Annotated in this window: 20 protein-coding genes and 1 pseudogene; 8 read left to right on the forward strand and 13 right to left on the reverse strand. The window is 70.4% G+C overall.

Annotated features, from left to right (window positions below; genetic code table 11):
• Window positions 1-72: 72 nt before the first annotated feature.
• The 5 genes from GWK16_RS22050 to GWK16_RS22070 all read right to left on the reverse strand — a co-directional run bounded on the left by GWK16_RS22050 (window position 73) and on the right by GWK16_RS22070 (window position 8,281).
• The gene (locus GWK16_RS22050) at window positions 73-1,836 is read right to left on the reverse strand and encodes a thiamine pyrophosphate-dependent enzyme (protein WP_170056143.1); all 1,764 of its coding nucleotides are present in this window, start codon (window positions 1,834-1,836) and stop codon (window positions 73-75) included.
• A 64-nt stretch (window positions 1,837-1,900) separates the two neighbouring features.
• On the reverse strand, window positions 1,901-5,032 hold the full coding sequence (locus tag GWK16_RS22055) for an efflux RND transporter permease subunit (RefSeq protein ID WP_170056144.1): 3,132 nt from the start codon (window positions 5,030-5,032) through the stop codon (window positions 1,901-1,903).
• A 16-nt stretch (window positions 5,033-5,048) separates the two neighbouring features.
• Window positions 5,049-6,164 (reverse strand): efflux RND transporter periplasmic adaptor subunit, encoded by a 1,116-nt coding sequence (locus GWK16_RS22060; protein ID WP_170056145.1) that lies wholly within the window; start codon window positions 6,162-6,164, stop codon window positions 5,049-5,051.
• Between the two features lie 75 nt (window positions 6,165-6,239).
• Entirely contained in the window at window positions 6,240-7,232 is a 993-nt protein-coding gene (locus tag GWK16_RS22065; protein WP_170056146.1) for an ABC transporter ATP-binding protein, read from the reverse strand.
• Window positions 7,229-8,281, reverse strand: a complete 1,053-nt coding sequence (locus GWK16_RS22070; protein ID WP_170056147.1) for an ABC transporter ATP-binding protein — start codon at window positions 8,279-8,281, stop codon at window positions 7,229-7,231. Before GWK16_RS22070 ends, GWK16_RS22065 begins: the two co-directional genes overlap by 4 nt.
• 212 nt (window positions 8,282-8,493) lie before the next feature.
• Here GWK16_RS22070 and GWK16_RS22075 point away from each other — a divergent pair, with 212 nt between their 5' ends.
• Window positions 8,494-8,748, forward strand: a complete 255-nt coding sequence (locus tag GWK16_RS22075; RefSeq protein WP_170056148.1) for an Lrp/AsnC ligand binding domain-containing protein — start codon at window positions 8,494-8,496, stop codon at window positions 8,746-8,748.
• Window positions 8,749-8,832: 84 nt separating this feature from the next.
• On the forward strand, window positions 8,833-9,090 hold the full coding sequence (locus GWK16_RS22080; protein ID WP_170056149.1) for a hypothetical protein: 258 nt from the start codon (window positions 8,833-8,835) through the stop codon (window positions 9,088-9,090).
• Here the strand turns inward: GWK16_RS22080 and GWK16_RS22085 are convergent, their stop codons facing one another.
• The 4 genes from GWK16_RS22085 to ggt form a co-directional block, all read right to left on the reverse strand.
• A complete protein-coding gene (locus GWK16_RS22085; protein WP_170056150.1) occupies window positions 9,091-9,816 on the reverse strand; it encodes a transporter substrate-binding domain-containing protein in 726 nt (241 codons plus the stop codon). It abuts the gene before it with no gap.
• 5 nt (window positions 9,817-9,821) lie between these two features.
• The gene (locus GWK16_RS22090) at window positions 9,822-11,318 is read right to left on the reverse strand and encodes an amidase (protein WP_170056151.1); all 1,497 of its coding nucleotides are present in this window, start codon (window positions 11,316-11,318) and stop codon (window positions 9,822-9,824) included.
• The gene (locus tag GWK16_RS22095; RefSeq protein ID WP_170056152.1) at window positions 11,315-11,818 is read right to left on the reverse strand and encodes a macro domain-containing protein; all 504 of its coding nucleotides are present in this window, start codon (window positions 11,816-11,818) and stop codon (window positions 11,315-11,317) included. The genes GWK16_RS22090 and GWK16_RS22095 overlap by 4 nt, the downstream gene beginning before the upstream one ends.
• 86 nt (window positions 11,819-11,904) lie before the next feature.
• The gene (gene ggt / locus GWK16_RS22100) at window positions 11,905-13,509 is read right to left on the reverse strand and encodes a gamma-glutamyltransferase (RefSeq protein ID WP_170056153.1); all 1,605 of its coding nucleotides are present in this window, start codon (window positions 13,507-13,509) and stop codon (window positions 11,905-11,907) included.
• 161 nt (window positions 13,510-13,670) lie between these two features.
• Between ggt and GWK16_RS22105 the strand changes: the two genes are divergently transcribed.
• Together GWK16_RS22105 and gpt are read left to right on the forward strand one after the other, a co-directional pair.
• Complete coding sequence (locus GWK16_RS22105; protein ID WP_170056154.1) at window positions 13,671-14,012, forward strand: tRNA-binding protein; 342 nt, start codon at window positions 13,671-13,673, stop codon at window positions 14,010-14,012.
• Complete coding sequence (gpt, locus tag GWK16_RS22110) at window positions 14,012-14,488, forward strand: xanthine phosphoribosyltransferase (RefSeq protein ID WP_170056155.1); 477 nt, start codon at window positions 14,012-14,014, stop codon at window positions 14,486-14,488. The genes GWK16_RS22105 and gpt overlap by 1 nt, the downstream gene beginning before the upstream one ends.
• 570 nt (window positions 14,489-15,058) lie before the next feature.
• On the opposite strand, the pseudogene GWK16_RS25920 reads toward gpt, so the two are convergent.
• Window positions 15,059-15,322, reverse strand: a pseudogene (locus GWK16_RS25920) (DMP19 family protein); the annotation flags it as partial.
• A gap of 171 nt (window positions 15,323-15,493) precedes the next feature.
• Entirely contained in the window at window positions 15,494-16,792 is a 1,299-nt protein-coding gene (locus tag GWK16_RS22120; RefSeq protein WP_170056157.1) for a hemolysin family protein, read from the reverse strand.
• A 294-nt stretch (window positions 16,793-17,086) separates the two neighbouring features.
• Between GWK16_RS22120 and GWK16_RS22125 the strand changes: the two genes are divergently transcribed.
• The 4 genes from GWK16_RS22125 to GWK16_RS22140 all read left to right on the forward strand — a co-directional run bounded on the left by GWK16_RS22125 (window position 17,087) and on the right by GWK16_RS22140 (window position 19,402).
• Entirely contained in the window at window positions 17,087-17,386 is a 300-nt protein-coding gene (locus GWK16_RS22125; RefSeq protein WP_170056158.1) for a hypothetical protein, read from the forward strand.
• A 61-nt stretch (window positions 17,387-17,447) separates the two neighbouring features.
• On the forward strand, window positions 17,448-18,074 hold the full coding sequence (locus GWK16_RS22130; protein ID WP_170056159.1) for a bifunctional 4-hydroxy-2-oxoglutarate aldolase/2-dehydro-3-deoxy-phosphogluconate aldolase: 627 nt from the start codon (window positions 17,448-17,450) through the stop codon (window positions 18,072-18,074).
• A gap of 3 nt (window positions 18,075-18,077) precedes the next feature.
• Window positions 18,078-19,004: a sugar kinase gene (locus GWK16_RS22135; RefSeq protein WP_170056160.1), complete on the forward strand. Its 927-nt coding sequence runs from the start codon at window positions 18,078-18,080 to the stop codon at window positions 19,002-19,004.
• Window positions 19,005-19,015: 11 nt separating this feature from the next.
• On the forward strand, window positions 19,016-19,402 hold the full coding sequence (locus GWK16_RS22140; protein ID WP_170056161.1) for a hypothetical protein: 387 nt from the start codon (window positions 19,016-19,018) through the stop codon (window positions 19,400-19,402).
• An 11-nt stretch (window positions 19,403-19,413) separates the two neighbouring features.
• Here GWK16_RS22140 and GWK16_RS22145 read toward each other — a convergent pair whose 3' ends face one another.
• Window positions 19,414-21,345 (reverse strand): FG-GAP-like repeat-containing protein, encoded by a 1,932-nt coding sequence (locus GWK16_RS22145; protein ID WP_170056162.1) that lies wholly within the window; start codon window positions 21,343-21,345, stop codon window positions 19,414-19,416.
• A gap of 103 nt (window positions 21,346-21,448) precedes the next feature.
• On the reverse strand, window positions 21,449-22,948 hold the full coding sequence (locus GWK16_RS22150; protein ID WP_170056163.1) for a M81 family metallopeptidase: 1,500 nt from the start codon (window positions 22,946-22,948) through the stop codon (window positions 21,449-21,451).
• Between the last annotated feature and the right edge of the window lie 4 nt (window positions 22,949-22,952).

The raw sequence follows: 22,952 nt of genomic DNA on the forward strand, positions 1-22,952 counted from the left end.
AGCTGGTGAGATGGGTGCATAGGGGCCACGCGTACAGACCCCCACTGAAGTTTGAAAAAAAAACAAATTCCATCAGCGCGCCCGCGGCCCCGTCCGCCGCGGCGCCGGCGTGCGCACGGCCTGGGCGGGGGCGGCCTGCGTCGCGCCTGCCGCCGCCTTCGCCGCCTGCGCCCGCAGGTCGGCGATGGTCGCGCGGTTGGTCACCTGCTCGGGGTTGGTCCGCACCTCGACGATCGCGGGCTTGCCCGAGGCGAGCGCGCGCTTCACCGCGGGCACCAGTTCCTCGGTGCGCTCGACGACCTCGCCATGGCCGCCGAAGGCGTCGATGAACTTCGCGAAGTCGGGGTTGGTGAGCGCCGTGCCGGAGACGCGGTGCGGATAGGTGCGTTCCTGGTACATCCGGATGGTGCCGTACATCTGGTTGTTGAAGACCAGGATGATGGGGTTCACCGAGTGGTGGAACGCAGTGGCGATCTCCTGCCCCGTCATCAGGAATCCGCCGTCGCCCACGAAGGCGATGACCGCGCGGTCGGGGTGGGTGATCTTGGCGCCGATCGCCGCCGGGACCGAGTAGCCCATCGCGCCATTGGTCGGGCCGAGGAAATCCTGCTTCTCGCTGAAATGCATGAAGCGGTTCGGCCAGGTGGCGAAGTTGCCGGCGTCGGTGGTGAAGATCGTGTCCTTGGGCAGCTCCTTCTCCAGCGCCTGCAGGGCGGTGGCGAGGTTGAGCGGCCCTTCGTAGTCCTGCGGCTTGGCCTGGGCGACGCGCAGGTCCCGCAGTTCCTTGGTCCAGGCGCTCCAGGCCGGCTTCTTCACCGCGCCGGCGGCCTTGGCAGCGGCGGCGAAGGCGTTGAGCTCGGAGACGATGCCGAGCGCCGGACGATAGACGCGGCCGATCTCGGCCTGGTCCGGGTAGACGTGCACGATTGGCGTCGCACCGGCCATGTCGAGCAGCGTGTAGCCCTGGCTCACCGGCTCCCCGATGCGGGTGCCGATGGCGAGGATGAGGTCGCTTTCCTTCGCCTTGGCGACGAGGCCGGCATCGGCGCCGACGCCGAGGTCGCCGACGTAGTTGGCCGAGGTGCCGTCGAACAGCCCCATGCGGCGGAAGGCGACCGAAACCGGCAGGTCGTTGGCGACCAGCCAGTCGCGGATGTCCGCCTTGCCCTGGTCCGTCCAGCGCGACCCGCCGAGGATGGCGAGCGGCTTCTTGGCCGCGCCGAGCATCTTCATCACCCGCGCCATCGCATCGGGCGCGGGGTGCGGCGGCAGGACCTCGGCCGGGCCGATGTCGGGCACGTTCGCGAGGCGCTTCTGCATCTCCTCGCTGATCGCGACCACCACCGGACCGGGGCGGCCGGAGGTCGCGACGTCGAAGGCATGGGCCATCAGCTCGGGAATGCGCTTCTCGTCGTCGATCTGCGTCACCCACTTGGCGAGCGGGCCGAACATCCGGCGGTAGTCGACTTCCTGGAAGGTCTCGCGGTCGGTCTCGTCGACCGGGATCTGGCCGACCAGCAGCACCAGGGGCGTCGAATCCTGGAAGGCGACATGCACGCCGATCGCCGCATGGCAGGCGCCCGGGCCGCGGGTGACGATGGCGACACCCGGCTTGCCCGTCAGCTTGCCATAGGCCTCGGCCATATGGACGGCACCGGCCTCGAAACGGCAGGTGACGAGCTGGATGCGGTTGCGGACCGAATACAGGCCGTCCAGCAGGTCCAGATAGGACTCACCCGGGACGCAGAAGGCATGGGTCACGCCCTGCGCGACCAGCGCATCCGCCAGCAGCTTTCCCCCCGTGCGCCCAGCAGCGGCGCGACGTGCCTCGGTCATCCGGACATCCTTCCCGTGAATCGAAACAGAGCGGCGCGAAACCTAGCCGTTCCGGCCGCGCCCGTCACTCCGCCGGCTGCGGCCCGTGGCCATGACCTTTCCCGCGGCTGGCCTCGAGTTCGGTCAGCTTCGCCGCGATCGCCCCGATCGGCTTGGTGTAGGGGGCAAGCAGCAGATACAGCGCCGGCACGGCATACAGCGTCACGAAGGTCGACAGGGTGATGCCGCCGACGATGACCACCCCCAGCGCCTGGCGGCTTTCCGCCCCTGCTCCGGTTGCGGCGGCCAGCGGCACCGCCCCCAGTACGGTGGCGATGGAGGTCATCAGGATCGGCCGCAGCCGCACGACGGAGGCCTCGAGCACCGCCTCGCGGATCGACAGGCCGCGGTCGCGCAACTGATTCGCGAACTCGACGACCAGGATGCCGTTCTTCGCCATCAACCCGATCAGCAGGATCATGCCGATCTGGCTGAAGATGTTGAGCGACTGCCCCGTCCACCACAGGGCCAGCAGCCCGCCCGTTACGGCGAGCGGCGTCGAGAGCAGGATGACGAAGGGGTGGATGAAGCTCTCGAACTGCGCGGCGAGCACCAGGAAGACCACCAGCAACGCCATGGCGAAGGTGACGTAGAGCGCGCCGGAGGATTCGCGGAACTCCAGCGACTGGCCGCGGTAGGCGATGCGCGCTTCACCCGGCAGTACCTCCCGCGCCACGCCATCGAGATAGTCGAGCGCGTCGCCCAGCGAATAGCCGGGGGCGAGCGAGGCCGTGATGGTGATGGCCCGCACCCGGTCCTCGCGCGCCAGGGTCTGGGCGCGGGCGCGCTCGGACATGGTCACGACGTTCGCCAGCGGCACCAGCCCGCCCGACGATGTCCGAACGAAGACGTTCTGCAGGTCGTAGGGCGACAGACGGAGTTCCTCCGGCGCCTGGAGCAGCACCTTGTATTCCTGCCCGCCCACGACATAGGTCGTGACCTCGCGCGAGCCCATCATCGTCTCGATGGTGCGGCCCACGGCGGCGATGGAGATACCGAGGTCGGCGGCCTTGCGCCGGTCGATCTCGACGCGGACCTCGGGCTTCGTCTCCTTGAAATTGTGGTCGAGGTTGAGCAGGCGTGGATTCTCGCGCGCGCGCTCCATGAAACGGTCGCGCCACTGGATCAGCGTGTCGTAGTCCGGCCCGCCGATGACGAACTGGACCGGCGGCTGGAACCCGCGCTGGCCGAGCGAGGGCGGGTTCAGCGCGAAGCCGCGCACGCCGGGGATCTGCGAAATGCGGGGGAAGACCTCGGCCGCGATCTCCTGCTGCTTGCGGCTGCGGTCGGCCCAGGGCGCGAGACGGATGAAGATGTTGGCGATGTTGCCCACCGCCGGCCGCTGGAAGCCGCCGACGGTGGCGAAGACCGCCGCCGCCTCCCCGTTGTCGACGTAGCGCTGGAGCAGGCGCTCGATCTGCGTCACGTGCTCCATCGTGTAGCCGAAGGACGCGCCCTCGGGCCCCGTGGTCGGGATGATGACGACGCCGCGGTCCTCGGTCGGCGCGAACTCCTTGGGCAGCGCGGCGTAGAGCAGCACGCCGACGCCGCAGAGGGCGGCCGAGGCGCCGAGCACCAGCAGCGGCGCCCGCAGCGCACGATCGAGCGTCCAGCGCAGCGCGGTGTTCATGCCGAGGAAGACCGGCTCGGTGACGCGCACCAGCCAGGTCTCCCCCTGGTGGGATTTCAGCAGTTTCGAGCACATCATCGGCGTGAGCGTCAGCGCGATGAGGCCCGAGAAGAGCACGGAAGCGGCCAGCGCCAGCCCGAACTCGGTGAACAGCCGCCCCGTATTGCCGCCCATGAAGGACAGCGGCACGAAGACGGCGACGAGCACGAGGGTCGTCGCGATGACTGCGAAGGCGATCTCCCGTGCGCCATAGAGGGAGGCCAGCAACGGCTCTTCCCCTTCCTCGATCCGCCGGTGGATGTTCTCCAGCACCACGATGGCGTCGTCGACCACGAGCCCGATCGCCAGCACCAGGCCCAGCAGCGTCAGCACGTTCACCGAGAAGCCGAGCGCGGCCATGGCGATGAAGGAGGCGATGATCGAGACCGGTATCGCCACCGCCGGGATGATCGTCGCGCGCACCGATCGCAGGAACAGGAAGATGACGCCGATGACGAGCGCGAGGGCGATCATCAGCGCGTGCTCGACCTCGTAGATCGACTGGCTGATGAACAGGCTCTCGTCGTAGCCGATGATGGTGTCCACGCCCTCGGGCAGCGAGGGACGGATCAGCTCCATCTCGGCCTTCACGCCGTTCGCGACGGAAAGCGTGTTGGCGGTGGACTGGCGCAGGATGCCGAGCCCGATGGCGGGCCGGCCGTTGATGCGGTACGCGCCGCGGGTGTCCTCGGCGCCAACCTCGATGCGCGCGACCTCCCCGAGCAGCACCTGCGCGCCGCCGGCGCCGCGCGAGACGACGATCTCGCGGAACTGCTCCGGCCGGCTCATGCGGCTGTCGGTGCGCACGGTCAGCTCGCGCTGCTGGCTTTCGATGCGCCCGCCGGGGAGTTCCACATTCTCCCGCCGGATCGCCTCCTCGATGTCCTGCACGGTGAGATTGCGCGCGGCGAGCGCCTGGCGGTCCAGCCAGATGCGCATGGCGAAGCGTCGCTCGCCCTGAATCAGCACCTGGGCGACGCCTTCGACGATCGCGAGGCGGTCGACGATGCGCCGCCGCGCGATGTCGGTCAGGTCGAGCGGCGACAGCCGGTCGGAGGCCAATGCGATCCACAGGATCGGCCGACTGTCGCCGTCCACCTTGGCGACGACGGGCGTGTCGGCCTGTTCCGGCAGCCGGGCCAGCGCGCGCGCCACGCGGTCGCGCACGTCGTTCGCCGCGGCATCCACGTTCCGCGTCAGGCGGAACTCCATGATGATCTGGCTGCGCTCGTCCCGCGATTGGGAGGAGATCGTCTTGATTCCCTCGATCCCCGCGACGGCGGCCTCGAGCAGCTCGGTGATCTGGCTGTCGACCACGGGGGCGGAGGCGCCCGTATAGGTCGTCGTGATCTGGATGATCGGCGGGTCGATCGCCGGATATTCGCGGATCGGCATGCGCATCAGCGCGAACAGGCCAAGCACCGTCAGCATCAGGCTGATGACGGTGGCGAAGACGGGTCGCTTGATCGAGACGTCGGACAGGACCACCGGCGCGCCCTCCCCCTCAGCTCGTCGGTCTGGCCAGCGTCTCGACGACGCGCACGGGCAGGTCGTTCCGCAGGCGCTGGACGCCGCGGACCACCACCGGCTCGCCGGCGTTCAGCCCATCGCGTACCTCGACCTCGCCGGGCAGCCGCAGGCCGAGCTTCACCTCCTGGCGCCGGGCGCGGCCGTCGCGCACGACGAAGACGAAGGCGCGGTCGCCGACCGGGTCGATCGCCTCCTCGGCGACCAGCAGGGCCCGCTCGCGTTCCTCGAGCACCAGTTCGACCGTCAGGAACAGGCCGGGGCGCAGCGCCTCATCGGCATTGTCGAATTCGGAGATAACGCGGACCGAGCGCGTCGCCGGGTCGAGGCGCGTGTCGATGACCGCGACGGTGCCCTGGAAGCGGCGGTTGCCGTAGGCGCTGCTGCGCGCGGTGACCGCGCTGCCGACACGCACACGGGCGAGGTGCACCTCGGGGACCGAGAATTCCACCCGCACCCGCGCCGTGTCGTCGAGCGTGGTGATCGCCGTGCCCGGTTGGATCAGCGCGCCGGGGCTGACCTGGCGCAGGCCCACGCGGCCGCCGAAGGGTGCGGTGACGCGCAGTTCCTCGAGCCGTGCCTCCGCCTGACGGACCCGGCCTTCGGCTTGGCGCGACAACGCCTCGAGCGTCTCGAGCCGCTGGGCGGCGATGGTCTGGCCTGGCTGGAGCTGACGGGCGCGGATCAGCTGGTTGCGCGCGTCGTCGAGGAGCGCCCGCGCCTGATCGAGCTCGGCGCGCAGGGCGGCGGCATCGAGCTGGACGAGCGTATCGCCGGCGCTGACGCGCTGGCCCTCGGTGAAGCGGATCTGCTCCACGATGCCGGCGACCTTGCTGGTGATGGTGACGGCCTCGCGCGCGCGCACGGTCCCGACGCTTTCGACGCGCTCGACCACCGGAGCAATGCGGACAGGCTGCACCACCACGCCCACCGGGCCACCGGTGCCGCCGCCGCGACTGCCCCCCTGCGGCGCGGGCTGAAGGCCCACCAGCTGCAGCGGCGGCGGCAGGCCAACCCGATCACCGTAGTAGTGCCAGCCCGCGCCGGCCCCGGCCACGAGGGCCAGAACCGCCAGCTGCGTTACCGTCCGCATTGCCGCCCTGCCATGAAACTCGCCCGAATGTGACCACGGCCACGCGTTTCGGCAAGATTCCGTCCGCCCGATCGCTCACGCCGCCGGGATGCGGATGCAGCGGGCCATGCGGTCCGGCCGGACGAGGCGCGCCGGCGGCACGCCCGCAAGGCAGGCAGGTTCCGCCGTAGGACAGCGCGGGGCGAAGGCACAGCTGGTCGGCTCCTTCTCGAGGCTCGGGGGGGCACCGGGAATGGTGGTCAGCCGCTTGCCGCGCATGCTCGGGTGGACGGTGGCGCCCAACAGCCCCTGCGCATAGGGATGCATCGGGCCGCCCATGAAGGGGCCGATCGCGGCCTCCTCGACCACCCGGCCGGCGTACATGACAGCCACGCGGTCGGCGATCTCGCCCGCCACGCCGAGGTCATGGGTGACGAAAATGACACCCATGCCGAGCTTTTCCTGAAGCTCCCGCAACAACAGCAGGACCTGGATCTGCACCGTGGCGTCGAGTGCCGTGGTCGGCTCGTCCGCCAGCAGCAACTTGGGCTTGCAGGCCAGGGCGACCGCGATCATCGCCCGCTGGCGCAGCCCGCCCGACAATTCGTGCGGATAGGCCGCCAGTCGCCGCTTGGCCGAGGGGATCTGCACCAGCTCGAGCAGCTCCAGCGCGCGCGCATCGGCCGCGGAGCGCGAGACGCCCTCATGCCGCTGCACCGCCTCGGCGATCTGCCGGCCGATGGTGAAGACCGGGTCCAGCGCGGTCATCGGCTCCTGGAAGATCATCGCGATGTCGCCGCCGCGGAAATCGGCCAGTTGCCCCTCGGACATCGCCTGCACGTCGCGCCCCGCGACCTCGATGCTGCCGCCGACCTTCGCCTGGCGCGGCAGCAACTTCATCAGGGCCCGCAGCGTGACCGACTTGCCCGAACCGGACTCGCCGAGCAGGCAGAGCACTTCGCCCTGCGCGAGGTCGAGGTCGACGCCGTTTACCGCATGGACGGTGGCATCGCGGTTGACGAAGCGGACCGTCAGATCCCGCGCGCGGACCAGCGGCGCGGGGGCCTCGGGCTTCAGGGCGGCGCTCATGCCGCGATCCTCGGGGCGGCGGAATGGCCGCTGCCCGGCATCACGGCATGGCAGGCAGCCTCGTGACCAGCCGAGAGTGGCGCCGCGACGGGCACGCGTTGGGCACAGACATCCTCGGCCAGGGTGCAGCGAGTGCGGAAGCGGCAGCCGGAGGGCGGGTTGACCGGGTTGGGCGGATCCCCCGTCAACGGGGGCGCCGTGCGGCGCTTGGCCGGATCCATCGAGGGCCGGGAGGCGAGCAGCGCGCGGGTATAGGGATGCGCCGGACGTTCGTAGATCTCCTCGACCGGCCCCTGCTCGGCCACCTGGCCGAGATACATCACCAGCACGCGGTCGGAGATGTACTGCACCACGTTCAGGTCGTGGCTGATGAAGGCGTAGGTCAGGCCGAACTTCTCCTTCAGGTCGACGAGGAGGTTCAGCACCTGCGCCTCGACCGACTTGTCCAACGCGCTCACCGGCTCGTCGAGGATGACGAGGCGCGGCTGCAGCGCCAGCGCCCGGGCGATGTTGATGCGCTGGCGCTGGCCACCCGAGACCTCATGCGGATAGCGCCGGGCGAATTGCGCCGGGGCGAGGCCGACGGCGGCGAGCAGCTCATGCGCCCGTTCCCGCGCCTCGCGACCCGACACGCCATGGACCTGGGGGGAAAAGGCGATCGTCTCCTCGATGGTCAGGCGCGGGTTCAGCGAGGCGTAGGAATCCTGGAAGACCATCTGCACCTGGCGGCGATAGTCGCGCAGCGTCACGCCGCCGGTCTGGTCGGTGCCGCCGACCTGTTCCCCGTCGAAGACCATCTCCCCGGCGTCGGGATCGAGCAGGCGCATCAGCAGCCGGGCGGTGGTGGATTTCCCGCAGCCGGATTCCCCCACGATGCCGAGCGTCTCGCCCTTCCGGATCGTCAGGCTCACCCCGTCCACCGCGCGGACCGTCGCGACCTGGCGGCCGAGCAGCCCGCCATGGATGGGAAAATGCTTCACGAGGCCGGTCACCTCGAGCAGCGGCTGGGCGGGTCCCCCCCGGTCGGGGGCCTGGGTGAGTGCGGTCATGCCCGATCCGAAAGCAACCGGCGTGCCGCGGTCTGACCGCCCTGCGACTCCGCGCCCGCACGGCGACTGCCCAAGCCTTGGGCGCTCCGCCCTGCCCCTGGCCACGCCATGCCCAGCCAGGGGCCGGCCACTCCTGCTTCTGCCGCGCTGCCGGACGTGGGACACTGCGTCAGAACGGGCCGCCTGGCGGCCCCAGTGTCGAGGGACTGCGGATGCGCGCGATTTTCGTCATGGTGAAATGCGAGATGGGCCAGGCCTACCGCGTGGCCCGCGAGATGGCCGACACCATCGAGGAACTGTCCGAGATGCACTCGGTGTCGGGCCAGTACGACCTGCTCGGGAAGTTCTACCTCGAGCCCGGGCGGGACATCGGCCTGTTCGTCGTCGAGAAGATCCAGACCGTGCCCGGCGTGAAGGACACCTATACGCTGCAGACCTTCAACGCCTTTTCCGGCGCGCGCGCCTGACCGGATCATGGCACGGCGCCGCAATGGCGCCGCGCTGCCGACACCAGGGCTGCCGATCATGCAGGGGTCAGGAGGATCCCTGCCATGCGTACCCTTCCCGCCTTTGCCCTGTCCGCCAGCCTGCTGATCGCGGGCTGCCAGCACCCGGACGGCACGACCGACTGGGGCAGCACCGCTGCCCTCGGCATCGGGGCCGCGGCGCTGGTGGGCCTCGCCGTCGCGGCGTCGAACAGCCAGGACGACGGCTACCGCTCCTACCAGCGGCGGCCCTATGACCGCCGCGGTGACTGGCGGCGCTACGGCAGCTACCAGGACCGGCGCTACAACCGCGCCTATTGGTGATCAGCCCGGCGGGGCGACCGACAGCCCCTTCACGCCATGCTTCGCGATCAGGCGGGCGACCAGGCCGCTCGCCTTCGCCTCCTCGACGAATGCGCGCAGGAAGGCGGCGCCCGCAGTATTCTTCCGGGCCGTGCCGATCGCCTGCTGCACCGCGCTGAACTGGCCATCCAGGATGCGCGCACCGGGCATCGACGCCGCATCGGAGATGAGCTTGGGCCGCAGCCCGGCCAGAGCGTCGAGCCCCTTCTCCCGGAACAGCGCGAAGGCGCCGTCCAGGCTCTCCGCCCGCAGCAGCGTCGCCACGCGGATGTTGCGCTCGAGCCAAAGGTCGTAGGCCGCGCGCGCCGTGCTCGCGATGCGCACGCCGGGGCGGTCGACCTCGGCGATGGAGCCGATGGGCGATCCCGGCGGCACCAGGAAGGTCGCCTCGATCTCCGCATAGGCCGCCGAGAAGGCGATCGTCTCGGCCCGCTGCGGCTCCGCGCCGATCAGGCCGATGTCCCACGCATCGGTGCCGCAGGCATCCGCCAGCAGGCCGGGGCTGGCAAACGGCACCAGGCGCAACGGCACGCCGAGCCGCTCGGCCACCGCGCGCGCCATGTCCGGGGCGACGCCCTCGGGGCTGCCGTGCTCGTCACGGCCGGTGACGAGCAGGAAGTTCGAGAGGTTGATGCCAGCCCGTAGCACCCCGCGCGGTGCGAGCTCGGCAATGACCGTGGCGTCCATGGAGATCAGTCCCACCCCACCGCGCCGGGCATCTCCTTGACCGGCGGCGCGGCGCGCAGCGCGGCGAGGTCGGGTGCGGGGCGGCGCAGCACCGGGTCGTGGACGAAGGCGTCCTCGATCGCCGCGGCAACGCGCAGCACCAGCGCATCCCCGCCGCGCGGCCCGACGATCTGCAGGCCGAAGGGCATGCCGAGCTTGTCGACGCCCATCGGCAGCGAGATCGCGGGATGCCCGCACAGCGTCACGTAGTAGGCGCAGGCGAGCCAATGGAAGTAGGTCCGCGTCGGCTTGCCGTCGATCTCGGCCGGATAGAGCTCCTTCCAAGGCCGCGGGGAGAGCGTGATCGCCGACGTGATCAGGATGTCGTGCCGGGCGAAGAAGTGCTGCCAGGCGCGGTACATGCGCGTCTGCGCCGCCGCGGCATTGGCCGCGTCCTCGAGCGTGTAGCGCAGGCCTTCCTCGACATTGGCGCGCACGTTGGGACCGACATCCTGCGGCCGCTCCCGCACCTTCTGCAGGTGGGAAGAGAGGAACCCCGTGGCGCGCAGCACCTCGAAGGCCTCGTCGCCGCCGCGGCAATCGGGGTCGGCCTCCTCGGCCACGCCGAACAGCTTCGCCACTGCCTGGGCACGGCCGGCGAAGACCTCGCGGATGTGCTTCTCGACCGGCGCCTGGCCGAAATCGACGCTGACGGCGAGGCGCAGGGTCGAGAGATCGATCGGCTTCAGCGGATGGTAGTCCTCCGGCACGCCGCGCACGGCGCGCTGCGGCAGGGTGTAGGCGAGCGGGTCCATCGCGTCGTCCGACGCCATCGCCGAGAGCAGCAGCGCCGCGTCCGGCACGGTGCGCGCCATCGGCCCCAGCACCGGCAGGCCCGACCAGCCATGGCCGCGCTTCTCGGACGGCACCAGGCCCGGGGAGGGCCGGTAGCCGACGATGCCGTTGAAGGCCGCCGGGTTGCGCAGCGACCCGCCGGTGTCCGAACCCGAGCAGATCGGCGCCATGCCGGTCGCGAGCGCCACGCCCGACCCGCCCGAGGACCCCGCCGCGGACTTGGTCGGATCGAAGGGATTGCCCGTCACGCCATAGACGGCGTTGCGCGTGTTCGCCCCGGCGCCGAATTCCGGCGTGTTGGTCTTGCCGATGACGACCGCGCCCGCCTTGCGCAGGTTCGCGACCATGCCGCAATCGGCCTCGGGCACGAAGTCCTTGAAGATCGGGCTGCCATAGGTGGTGCGCAGGCCCTTGGTTTCCTCGAGGTCCTTGATGCCGACCGGCAGGCCGTGCAGCGCGCCGAGGCGCTCGCCCTTCATCACCGCCGTTTCGGCCGCCTTGGCGCCGGCGCGGGCGGCGGCCTCGTCCACCGCGACCATCGCGTTCACGGCGTGGTTCACCTCGCCGATGCGCTTGAGGCAGGATTCCATCAGTTCGACGGGGGAGAGCGCCTTGCGCCCGATCAGGCGCCGCGCCTCGAGCGCGGAGAGGTCGCAGGGTTCCGTCATGCACTCAGTTCCTTCGTGTAGGTGTCGAGCGTGTGCTGGTCGAAGCAGGCGAAGGTGACGTCGAGATCGCCGTGGGCGGCAATCTCCTCCCGCACGGTCGCGACGGCAATCCGGGTCGCGGCGGCGAGCGGGTAACCGAAGATGCCGGTGGAGATCGCCGGGAAGGCGATCGAGCGCCCGCCCGCCTCCCGCAGCAGGCGCAGGCTTTCGCGGTAGCAGGATGCGAGCAGCGCCGGCTCGTCCCGGTCCCCGCCGTACCAGACGGGGCCGACCGCGTGGATGACGTGGCGCGCCTTCAGGGCGAAGCCCGGGGTGATGCGCGCCGCGCCGGTCGGACAGGGCGCAAGGGGCGCGCAGGCGCGCGCGAGGAGCGCTTCCCCGGCTGCGCGGAAGATCGCGCCGCAGACGCCGCCGCCCTGGGCGAGCCGCTCATTGGCCGCATTGACGATGGCGTCGACGTCGAGCGCCGTGATGTCGGCGCGGATGGCGCTGAGCGTCATGGCTGTCCTCCCCGCGCCCGCTGCCGGACGCGGGGGGCAGTCTCGACCCGCGGGCCGGGGGCGGCAAGCGCCCCTGGCCCGGCGGATCAGTAGCCCATCGCGCAGCCGTCCTTGCGCGGGTCGGACCCGCCGACCAGGCAGCCCTTCTCCCGGTCGATCAGGATCGCCTGGCCGCCGCCATGCGGCTTGTCGATCAGCTCGCAGACATGACCCATGCGGTTGAGCTGGTCGACGACCGACCCCGGGATGCCGCGTTCGATCTGCACCTTGCCGTCCTGCGGCATCAGGCGCGGGAAGTCGATCGCCGCCTGGACGTCCATGCCGAACTCGAAGTGGTTCGCCAGGAACAGCGTCTGGCCGGTCGGCTGGAAGCGGCCGCCCATCACGCCGTAGGGCATGATCGCCTGGCCGTCCTTCATCACCATGCCGGGGATGATGGTGTGCAGCGGGCGCTTGTTCGGCGCGATGCAGTTCGGGTGGCCTTCCTGGATGCGGAAGCCGAAGCCGCGGTTCTGCAGCATGACGCCCGCCTTCTCGGCGAGGATGCCCGACCCGAAGCCCTCGAACAGCGAGTTGATGAACGAACAGGCGTTGCCGTCCTTGTCGACGACGCAGAGGTAGACGGTGTCCTTGTGCTTCGCGAGGTCGCTCTCGCCCGCCGGCGGCAGTTCCGGCAGCGCGGCGTCGTCGCGAATCAGCGCGGCAAGGCGCTTCAGGTAGTCGGCCGAGGTCAGCTTCGCGACCGGCACGTCGACCATGGACGGATCGGCGAGGAAGGCGTCGCGGTCGCGATAGACCATGCGCGCCGCCTCGATGTGCCGGTGGTAGCGCAGGGCGGAACCGGCGCCCTCCTCAGGTGTCTGCAGGTTGCCCAGGATGCCGAGGATCTGCAGCACATGCATGCCCGAGCCGTTCGGCGGGCACTGGAAGACCTCGAGGCCGCGCCACTTGATCGAGATCGGCTCGACGAACTCCGCGGCGTCGGCGCCGCGGGCGAAGTCCTCCTCGGTGTGCAGGCCGCCGGCGGCGCGCAGGGTCGCGACCATGTCGGCCGCGATCTCGCCCTCATAGAAGGCCTTCTTGCCGCGGGTGGCGATGGCGCGCAGCGTGCGGGCCAGTTCCGGCTGCACGAAGCGGGTGCCGAGGGCGGGTGCCTCCCCGTCCTTCAGGAAGCGCCGCGCGGAGGCCTCGTTCTTCGACAGCTTGCCGACCGAGCCCTCCCAGTCCGCGGCAACGCGCGGGGACAGGGCGAAGCCTTCCTCGGCATAGCGGATCGCCGGCTGCAGGATGGCGTCGAGGCCGAGCCGCCCATGCGTGCGGTTCAGCAGCTCCCAGGCGCTGATCGCGCCGGGGATGGTCACCGAATGGGCCGAGGTATTGACCATGGCGGTCAGCCCGGCGGCGCGCAGCGCCTCGGGCGTCGCGGCACCGGGCGCGCGGCCCGACCCGTTGATGGCGATGACCTTGGCGGAGCCCGCCGGGACATAGAGGCAGAAGCAGTCGCCGCCGATGCCGGTCGACTGGGGCTCGATCACGCACTGCACCGCGCAGGCGGCGATGGCGGCGTCGAGCGCATTGCCGCCGGCGCGCAGGATGTCGAGCGCGGCGAGCGTCGCCTGGGGCATGGAGGTCGCCGCCATGCCGTTGGTGCCATAGGCGGCGCTGCGGCCGGGAAGGTGGAAGTCGCGCATCTCGGGTCCGTTTCCGTGAAGACGTTGCGCCTTCCATGCAACGAGAGGGCCGTCAAGGAAAGGCCACCCCGGCGCCGCCCTGCCCCGCGCCGGGGCGATGGCGGGCCGGGCAAGCGCCGGAACCCCTCGCGCGGCGGGCGCTTCTGCTCTAAGGGCCGGGGATGGACAGCACGGCCACCATCGAGGATTTCGACCGCCTCGACATCCGCGTCGGCACCATCGTCGACGCCCAGCCCTTCCCCGAGGCGCGCAAGCCTTCCATCCGTCTCTGGGTGGATTTCGGCGGCACCCTGGGCGTGAGGCGATCCTCGGCGCAGATCACGGTGCACTACGCGCCGGACCGGCTGATCGGGCGCCAGGTCATGGCGGTGGTGAACTTCCCACCGCGCCGGATCGCGGGCTTCGAAAGCGAGGTCCTGGTACTCGGCGTGCCGGACGAGAACGGTGCGGTCGTGCTGCTGAAGCCGGACCTGCGAGTGCCGGACGGAGGGAGGATGTTCTGATGGCGCCGCGCTACTACACCGTCACCTGGGACCAGTTGCACCGCGACAGCAAGGCGCTGGCCTGGCGGCTGCTCGAACGCGGTCCCTATAAGGGGATTGTCGCGATCACCCGCGGCGGGCTGATCCCGGCCGCGATCATCGCCCGCGAGCTCGATTGCCGGCTGATCGAAAGCGTCTCGATCGTCACCTATGACGAGGAGAAGCGCGGCCAGCCCCATGTCGCCAAGGCGCCGGACGCGGCGGGGGACGGGGCCGGCTGGCTGATCGTGGACGACCTGGTCGACACCGGCACGACCGCCCGCGTCATCCGCGCCCTGCTGCCCAAGGCGCATTTCGCGACGGTCTATGCGAAGCCGGCAGGAAAGCCGACCGTGGACACCTTCATCACCGAAGTGTCCCAGGACACCTGGATCCTGTTCCCCTGGGACACTGAGCCGCAGTTCATCGCGCCGATCGCGCGGAGTGCAGCGCAATAGCAGCGAGGGCGGGGACCAGCAGCGCCTCGAGCGGCCGGCCCGTCCGTTCCGCCACGGCCGCCTCCAACGCGCGCGTCGGCACATCCACCACCGGTATCGCAGGATGCCGGCGGCGGAACAGCCGGCCGAGCCCGAAGGCGGCCCCAGCCGCCCCGCCGCCAGGGCATCGAGTTCCTCCGGCGTACCGAGATACAGACGCGCCAGCGCTGCATCCAGCACCGCCAGCGCCGCGCCGGCATCCGTCTCCAGGGACAGCAGATAGGCCGTCACGCCGTCGGTCCACGGCCCGCAGCGCGGCCACTCCCAGCGGCGCACGCCGAGCGGCGGCACGGACATGCGCGCGAGCACCTGCCCCACGATGAAGTGCCCGTCCTGCCGGTGCCGTTCGCCTTCGAGGGCCAGGCGTTGGGCGCGACGCACCTCGCCCCTGGCCCGGGCGGCCAACAGGCGTTCGATGTGGACGGCCGGCGCCGCGGCTGGCAGAGGGCGCAGGTCCGGCAACGAGCACAGCCAGGCGGCATTGGCCGCGGTCAACGCCCGGACCCCGCCGGCCGCGAAGAACGCCGCATCGGTCTCGTCGAGCATCCGGTCCGGGCCGTCGAACCCCGCCTCGGAGAGTATCCACAGCGCGTCGGGATGGGCCTCGACGAAGCCGACGAAACGATCAAAGACGGTGGCGAAGGCGGCGTCGGGCAATGCACGCAACGCGGCTCGGCACTCCGCCACCGCGGCGGGCGTCCACTCCGGATTGGCCACGAACTGCCGGTGCCCGCCGTTGTGGACCTCGCCGCGGTAGCGGTCGACCGCGACGGACCGCAGCAGGCTGCCGGGCAATTCGTCGCGCGCGTAATGCCCGTCCCGCGTCAGCGTCTGGGCGAGGCCCCCGAGGTCGGCGATCAGTTGCTCGCCGGTCTCCTGGTCACCGGTACCCGGGCCACCACGGCCGCGTCGACGGGGATCTCGGTCAGCCCTTGATCCTCCCCGTCGTCATGCCGCAACGGCAGCCTAGACCGACGCCTCCTCCCGCATCGCCAGCACCTTGTCCACGCGCCGGCCATCCATGTCGACGATCTCGAAGCGCCAGCCGGCCCAGACGATGCGGTCGCCCTCCTTCGGGACGCGCTTGAGCAGCGCGAGCATCAGCCCCGCCACCGTGTGGTAGGTGCCGGCCGCGGGAAGTTGCGGCAGGTCGAGCCGTGCCCGCAGTTCGTCCGACGGCATCGAGCCGTCGAGCAGCAGGGACCCGTCCGCACGCTCGATCGCGACGCCGTCGGCGACCTCCTCGGCCGGGCCGAGCTCGCCGACGATGGCTTCCAGAAGGTCCGAGGCGGTGACCACGCCCTCGAAGGACCCGTACTCATCCATGACGAGCGCCATGCCGAGCGGATCCTCCCGGAGGCGTTCCAGGGCGTCGAGCGCCGTCAGCGTATCGGGCAGCACCAGGGGCTGGCGCAGGGCGGCCGCGATGGACATCGGCGCGCCTTCCAGCATCTGGTCCAGCAGATCCTTCGCCGCCACGACGCCGACCACGTTGTCCACCCGCCCGTCCGCGACGACGAAACGGGTGACGTGGCTCGCGCGCAGCCGCGCGGCGATGTCCTGCGGCGGGTCCGAACGGTCGAGCCAGGCGAGGTCGTTGCGCGGCGTCATCAACGCGCGGACCGGCTTGTCGGCAAGCCGCAGCACGCGCTCGATCATGTGCCGCTCCTCGGTCTCGAGGGCGCCGGCCTCCGCACCCTCGGCGACCACGGCCTTCACCTCCTCTTCGGTGACGGCCTGCTCGCCGGTCGGAGCGGGGCCGAGCAGCCGCAGCACGACGGCGGAGGACTTTCCGAGCACCCAGACGATCGGCGAGGAGAAGCGCGACAGCGCCGACAGAGGCCGCGCGACGACCACGGCGACGCGTTCCGGATTGCGCAGCGCGACCTGCTTCGGAACCAGTTCGCCGAGGATCAGGCTGAGATAGGTGATGGCGATGACCACCAGGCCGAAGGCCATCTCGGAGCCATAGGGCGCGAGAAGGGGGATCGCGTTCAGCACTTCGCCGAGCGTGGTTGCGAGGCGGGCGCCGCCGAAGGCGCCGGCGACGATGCCGACCAGGGTGATGCCGACCTGCACCGTGGGCAGGAATCGCTGGGGATCGTCCGCCAGCGCCAGGGCCGCTTCGGCCCCGACGCTGCCCTTGCGTTGCAGCGCAACCAAACGCGAACGACGGGATGAGACGATGGCCAGTTCGCTCATCGCGAAGGCGCCGTTCAGCAGCACGAGCATGACAATGACGGCGATTTCGAGAGCTATGCCCATCTGATCCTCTGTTTCCATGCGGGTCTTAGAGCATCGGGGCGCGCGCTGGAATTGGCGGTGCGATGACGGCAGGTCGAGCGCTCGGGATCGGAGCGGCGCAGCCCGCATCTACCGATCAGCTTGAGATTTATCCCATAATAAATTGATATAATTGAATTCTTCTTCGATCTCGACCGATCCTGGCATCATCCAGAAGATTTTTGGCGACGAGATTGAAAAATCGAGACGAATTCACCTCGCCTCAGCTGTTGAGATTCGCTAATAATTCGTTAACGAACCGTCGCCGAGGTCCCCATGCCTGCCGTCGATACGCCTGAGGATCCGAGCGAAACGCCTCGGCTCGCCATCTTCCCCCAACGTCCGGAGGACCGGCTTCGCCTCGCGCTGCGGCGCCTGGAGGACGCGCTCGGCGAACAATCCCAGGCCGCCCAGGGGCTGCGCTCGGCGATCGGCGACCTCACGGGCACGATGGCACGGCTCGGTGCCGGCGTGGCCGGCTATCGCTGCGCGCTCGACGTGGCCGCGACCGAGATCGAACGGGCGCTCACCGCGACCCGAACCCTCCAGGGCACCGCCGACCGCATGATGGGCTGACCGCAGCGCCCTTGCCCGGGGCGCGCGGACGGCCAAGCATGGCGGCCGGAGGATCACTGCCATGCACCCCCTCGTTCCCCGCCTCAGGGCGGCGCGCATCATCCCCGTGGTGCGGGCCTCGACCGCCACGCGCGCCGCGACCGCCGTCGCCTGGCTGCAGGAGGCCGGGATCACCGTCTTCGAGATCACGATGACGGTGCCCGAGGCGCCGGCCCTGATCCGCGCGCTGGCCCAGGATCCCGCCCTGCTGGTCGGCGCCGGGACGGTGCCCGACGCCCGCACCGCCGAGACATGCCTCGAGGCCGGGGCGAAGTTCATCGTCGCCCCCTGGGTCGATGCGACCCTCGCCAGCCCCTGCCAGGATGCCGGCGCTTGCCTGATGCTCGGGGCGATGACGCCGACGGAGGTCCGCGCCGCACTCGACGCCGGCGCCGACGTGGTGAAGATCTTCCCCGCGAGTTCCGCCGGCGGTCCGGCGCATATCCGCTCGATCCGCGCGGTGTTTCCCGATGTCGCCTTCTGCCCGACGGGCGGCGTCGATGCCCGCAACGCACCGGACTATCTGGCGGCAGGGGCCGCCTTCGTCGGCATCGGCGGCAAGCTGGTGGACGAGACGCTGGTCGCCGCCGGCGACCGCGCCGCGGTGCAGCGCGCGGCCGAGGAAGCGCTCGGCATCATGAAGGCCTGAGGCATGCCCGACCTGCTCTGCATGGGCGAGCCGATGCTGGAGTTCAACCAGCAGGCGGTGGGGCCGGACGGCCGGGTGCTCTACCTCGAAGGCCATGGCGGCGACACCTCGAACGCCGCGATCGCGGCGGCGCGGTCGGGGGCGTCCGCCGGCTACGTCAGCGGAATCGGCCAGGACGGTCCGGGCGACTCCTTCCTCGCGCTCTGGGCCCGGGAAGGCGTGGATGCGGCGACTGTGATCCGTCGACCGGAGGCACCAACCGGAATCTACTTCGTCACCCACGATGCGCGCGGGCACCACTTCACCTTCTACCGGACCGGCAGCGCCGCCGCCCTCTACGCGCCCGAGGAGGTTCCCGAAGCGGCGATCCGCAGCGCGCGGATCCTGCACCTGTCCGGCATCAGCCAGGCGATCTCGGCGAGCGCCTGCGACGCCGGCTTCCGCGCCATGGAGGTCGCCCGGGCGGCGGGGGTGAAGGTCTCCTACGACACCAACCTGCGGCTCCGGCTCTGGCCAGCGGCCCGGGCCGCCGCGGTGATCCATGCGGCGATCGGGATGGCCGACATCGCCCTGCCTTCGCTCGATGACGCGACGGCGCTGACGGGCCTGACCGACCCCGATGCGGTGGCGGACTTCTACCTGCGCCTCGCGCCGTTGGTGCTGCTGAAATGCGGCGCGGCGGGCTGCCTGGTCGCCACGCGGCAGGGCCGCACACGCATCGCCGCCCACAAGGTCCAGGCGGTGGACGCGACCGGCGCGGGGGATACCTTCGCCGGCACCTTCCTGGCCCGTACCCTGGCCGGCGATGACCCGGTCGCGGCGGCACGCTACGCCAACGCCGCGGCGGCGCTGTCGACGACGGGATACGGCGCCGTCGCGCCGATTCCGCGTGCACCTGCCGTGCGCGCCCTGCTGGAGGCTTCAGCCTGAAACTGGTCGGCGTGGCGATGATGCTCGCCCTGCTGCTCGGCGGGGCGGACGAGGCCCCGACGGACGCGATCACCTCCTATTGCGGTGGCGGCGTCACCGGCGGGGGCGGCGGGTTGCGCATCGCACCGGACGGTGCCGTGGTCCGCCTGCGGCGCCCGCACGCCGGCGCGCCGCTCGAGGAAACGCGGCTCGAGGATCGCGCCGAGGCCTATGCCCGCATCGCGGCCCTGCTCGACACGGCCCGTTTCGAGCGCATGCCGCGCGGGGAGCCGTCGAACATGACCTGCTCGCTCGCGCGACGGCGGGGCGGCCAGTCCCATCTGGTGATGTGGGGCATCGGCCGTGCGCCGGCCGCGCTGCAGCCGGCGTTGCGCGAGATGGAGGCGCTGGGGCGCTGACGCCCCGGACGTCAGATGCCGAAGAGCGGCTCGGTGACCGTGACGCGCAGCACGAGATCGTTGAAATCGGCGTCGCCGTTGGCGAGGCGCAGATCCTCCATCCCGATCACCAGGCTGCCATCGGCATCGAGGCGCGACAGCATCTGCACCCGCCCGCCCGAGTTCAGCGGATTGACGGCATCGAACGGATTCGCATCGAGGCTGTGAAAGATGTCGCCGACGATCGCCCCGCCCCCGGGGCCGTCGCGGACCAGCATCGGGTCATGGGAGCCGAGCCGGGCATCCTCGCCGGTCTGCCTGTCGACGAAGCGGAATGCCCCGCCGAGATCGTCGTTCAGGAAGGCCCCGTTGGCCACGAGGAAGAGCCCGATGCGGCTGCCTGCGTCCGGGGTGCCGAGGTCGATGCCCTGCGTCGCGGCCTTGAGATCGATGAACCGGGCCGGGCCGAAGCTGCCGTCCGCACGCATGTCGAACCAGCCCAGCGCGTTGTCGTAGGACGATCGGCCACCAAGGACCGTCACGGTATAGGCCGCGTCGCCGCCACCGGTCATGAAGCCTGCGCCGACGCCGTTGATGGCGCGCCCGGCGACCGGAATGCCCTCGTTCAGCCTCACCTGGCCGACGTCGGAGGTCGTCGCGGTGGTGTTCTCGTAGACGTAGAGATAGTCCTTGAAGGGCCCGAAGAAGTCCGGCTTGCCATCGCCGTTGAAGTCGAGCCCGGCGCCGCCGTCGATGTCCGTGCCCAGCGTCATGCCGCCCGCCCCATAGGCGAAGCTGCTGCCGGTCGCGGTCCAGTCGAAGCCGAAGAACATCCCGGAAGCGTTGCCATCCGCGACCATGACGTCCGGGCTGCCGTCGAGGTCGTAGTCGAGCGACGTGCCGAGATTTCCCCGCGGGGTATTCGAGATGGAGGTGTCCTGGTTCAGCGTACGGTCGGCGTTGAAGCTCGCGATGTGCAGCGAGGAGTTGAACGCGATGACCAGCTGGTCCGCCGTGGCCGAGGCCGAGGGTCGCACGGCGAGCGCGTCCTGCGGATTGTCCCAGCTGTTCGTGTAGGTGTTGCTGGACGCCACGTTGAGCACCGGCGTGCTCGAGGAGGAGCCGGCATCGCCCCAGACGATGAACGCGGTCGGATAGGGGGTCGAGAAAGGCAGGCCGTTGTCGGGGTGATAGGCGAAGGCGACGTCGACCAGGCCGTCGCCGTCGAAATCCCCCGCCGTCACGCGGGCCAGGATCCCCGATTGCAGCCCGGCGGTCCCGCTCTGCCCGCCGGCTTCGGTGCTGGTGTACTGGAAGCCCTGGAAGGCGAAGGTGCCGTCGCCGTTGCCAAGGCCGATGGCGTAGCAGCCATAGACGTCGATATCGTTCCCGCCGCTGACGCCGCTGACGTCGTATTGGTTCACGCCGGCGACGATGATGTCCATCCTGCCGTCGCCGTTGAAGTCGGCGAAGGCCGAGTCATGGACCTGCACGATGTCGTTGCTGCTGAGCATGACCATCGCGCCGATCGGGATCGTGTTGTAGGAGCCCGCGCTGAAGGGTGCCGCGCCGGGCGCGGCGTCCGGCTGCGCGACGTAGTTGTAGACGCGGACGCTGTTTGGATCCCCGGAGGTCGGGCTGTCGCGGTTGGTGCCGACGAGGTCCAGGAAGCCATCATTGTTGAGGTCGACGGAGTGGACGTAATAGGCGTCGCCCGCGCCCCCGAAGACGACAGACCCGTCGAAGGCGTTCGACGACGGGTCATAGGCTCGCCAGTGCAAGCCGTCCGCCTGCGCGAAGACCAGGTCACTGTAGGGGCCCTCGCGATACAGGCCACCTGTGACGCTGTAGATCTCGTTCGATTCCTTCAGCGACTGGAACAGGGTGTAGCTGAAGGTCCCCGATGAACTCGACTGCGCCCCGATCACGACATCATCGGGCAGACTATCCAGGCCAACCGGCAAGACCGCGTTCCCATTCCCAGCGCCGCAGAAACGCGACCAGAACGAATTTGGCGATCCCGATCGATCCGCTCAAGTCACGATTCTGCGGCGCAGGCGCGCAGATTCAGCCGGTGCGGCGGTTGTCGCCCGGCCGGAGGCGCAGTCCAGGTCGCAAATTCGTGAAGGGCAGCACCGCGGGATCTGCCACCACGGGGCCCGGCGCCGTCACGACGATCACCTCGGAGGCAATCGGCTGGAAGTCGGCACGGAAATGCACACTCGACTTCACCGCGACGATCTTCTGCTCCGCGGGCTCGATGCCGAGGAAGCGGAACAGCGCCTGGTCATGCGCCTGCATCTTGCGGCTGACCAGCACGACGCGCACGCCCGGCGCCACGCGGATCAGGGCGGAGGGGCCGAGATTGGCCGGATTCCCCTTCCCCATCGGGCCGGTCAGCGTGAACTTGCCGTCCGACAGCTTCTCGACCAGCGCAGTCACGCGCAGCGGCGCGCCGTCGCTCTTGCCGCCGAGGTCGAGCTCGATCGTCGCCCCCTCCCCGGCCGCATGGCAGGCGGCGGCGGCCTCGGCATCGTTCATCGGCGCCAGCACCGCGCCCTGCGCGTCCTGGCGGATGAGTTCCGCCAGCAGCCCCGTCGTGTCGCCGTGCCCGCCGCCGCCCGGATTGTCCTGCGTGTCGGCGAGGATGACGGGTCCCTCCCCGCGCATGGCCATGGCGCGCTTGACGCCTTCCGCCGCCGCGACGACGCCGAGCGCGAATTCGGGTTCCTTCGCCGCGATGAAGCGGGCAAGGCCGTCGGCCGCCGCATCCGCCTGGTCGAGCGTATCGGCATAGGTCGCGATCGCCATGCCGCAGCCCGGGAAATCCGCATAGGGAAAGCCGAAGCAGAAGCCGACTTCCCAGACGCCCTCGCCCTCGCCGAGGCGCGCGCGTTCCTCCATCACCTCGGACATCGGCGCGACCATCGTGCACTGGCCGGGCAGCGGGGTCCAGAAATCGAGCTCGCGGAACGCCTTGGCGGGCTTGCGGCCTTCCCGGATCATCCGCAGCAGCAGGCGCATCGCCTGGGCGCCCGCGGGCTTCATGTCGATGTGCGGATAGGTGCGGTAGGGCACCAGCACGTCGGAATGCGCGACCATCGCCGCCGTCTTGTTGGCATGCGGGTCGAGGCTGACGGCGATCGGCCGGTCGGGGCCGACCACGGCGCGGACACGACGCAGCACCTCGGCCTCGGCATCGGGGAAGTCGTCCGAGACCATCGCCCCATGCAGTTCGAGGTAGACGCCGTCGAGCGGCCCGGCGTCCATCGCGTCCGACAGGGCGGCGACGATCAGCGCCGTGATGCGCTCGAAGGCCTCGCGCGTCACGGGGCCGGCGGGGTTGGCGAAGGCCCAGGCGAGCGGCGCGATCTCGACGCCCTCCGCCTCGGCCACCGCGATGGCGCCGGCGCAGGGGACCGAGGTCGGGCGCAGCGTGTCGAGCAGCGTCGCCGCGTGCTGCACGGGCGGGAAGCCGCCCGGCTTCACGAAATCCATCCACGCGGTAGGGCGCGGGGCGAAGGAATGGCTCTCGTGCTGGAAGCCACCGATGGCGATGCGGGTCATGGGG

Source organism: Neoroseomonas marina, from assembly GCF_012927745.1.
In the GTDB taxonomy this organism is placed as follows: Bacteria; Pseudomonadota; Alphaproteobacteria; order Acetobacterales; family Acetobacteraceae; genus Neoroseomonas; species Neoroseomonas marina.

Coding starts and splice junctions, on each gene's coding strand:
- GWK16_RS22105 (WP_170056154.1), top strand. CDS start 13,671: ATGGACAGCACGGCCACCATCGAGGATTTCGACCGCCTCGACATCCGC.
- gpt (WP_170056155.1), top strand. CDS start 14,012: ATGGCGCCGCGCTACTACACCGTCACCTGGGACCAGTTGCACCGCGAC.
- GWK16_RS22150 (WP_170056163.1), bottom strand. CDS start 22,948: ATGACCCGCATCGCCATCGGTGGCTTCCAGCACGAGAGCCATTCCTTC.
- GWK16_RS22135 (WP_170056160.1), top strand. CDS start 18,078: ATGCCCGACCTGCTCTGCATGGGCGAGCCGATGCTGGAGTTCAACCAG.
- GWK16_RS22060 (WP_170056145.1), bottom strand. CDS start 6,164: ATGCGGACGGTAACGCAGCTGGCGGTTCTGGCCCTCGTGGCCGGGGCC.
- ggt (WP_170056153.1), bottom strand. CDS start 13,509: ATGCGCGACTTCCACCTTCCCGGCCGCAGCGCCGCCTATGGCACCAAC.
- GWK16_RS22085 (WP_170056150.1), bottom strand. CDS start 9,816: ATGGACGCCACGGTCATTGCCGAGCTCGCACCGCGCGGGGTGCTACGG.
- GWK16_RS22125 (WP_170056158.1), top strand. CDS start 17,087: ATGCCTGCCGTCGATACGCCTGAGGATCCGAGCGAAACGCCTCGGCTC.
- GWK16_RS22095 (WP_170056152.1), bottom strand. CDS start 11,818: ATGACGCTCAGCGCCATCCGCGCCGACATCACGGCGCTCGACGTCGAC.
- GWK16_RS22070 (WP_170056147.1), bottom strand. CDS start 8,281: ATGACCGCACTCACCCAGGCCCCCGACCGGGGGGGACCCGCCCAGCCG.
- GWK16_RS22080 (WP_170056149.1), top strand. CDS start 8,833: ATGCGTACCCTTCCCGCCTTTGCCCTGTCCGCCAGCCTGCTGATCGCG.
- GWK16_RS22120 (WP_170056157.1), bottom strand. CDS start 16,792: ATGGGCATAGCTCTCGAAATCGCCGTCATTGTCATGCTCGTGCTGCTG.
- GWK16_RS22090 (WP_170056151.1), bottom strand. CDS start 11,318: ATGACGGAACCCTGCGACCTCTCCGCGCTCGAGGCGCGGCGCCTGATC.
- GWK16_RS22065 (WP_170056146.1), bottom strand. CDS start 7,232: ATGAGCGCCGCCCTGAAGCCCGAGGCCCCCGCGCCGCTGGTCCGCGCG.
- GWK16_RS22050 (WP_170056143.1), bottom strand. CDS start 1,836: ATGACCGAGGCACGTCGCGCCGCTGCTGGGCGCACGGGGGGAAAGCTG.
- GWK16_RS22075 (WP_170056148.1), top strand. CDS start 8,494: ATGCGCGCGATTTTCGTCATGGTGAAATGCGAGATGGGCCAGGCCTAC.
- GWK16_RS22130 (WP_170056159.1), top strand. CDS start 17,448: ATGCACCCCCTCGTTCCCCGCCTCAGGGCGGCGCGCATCATCCCCGTG.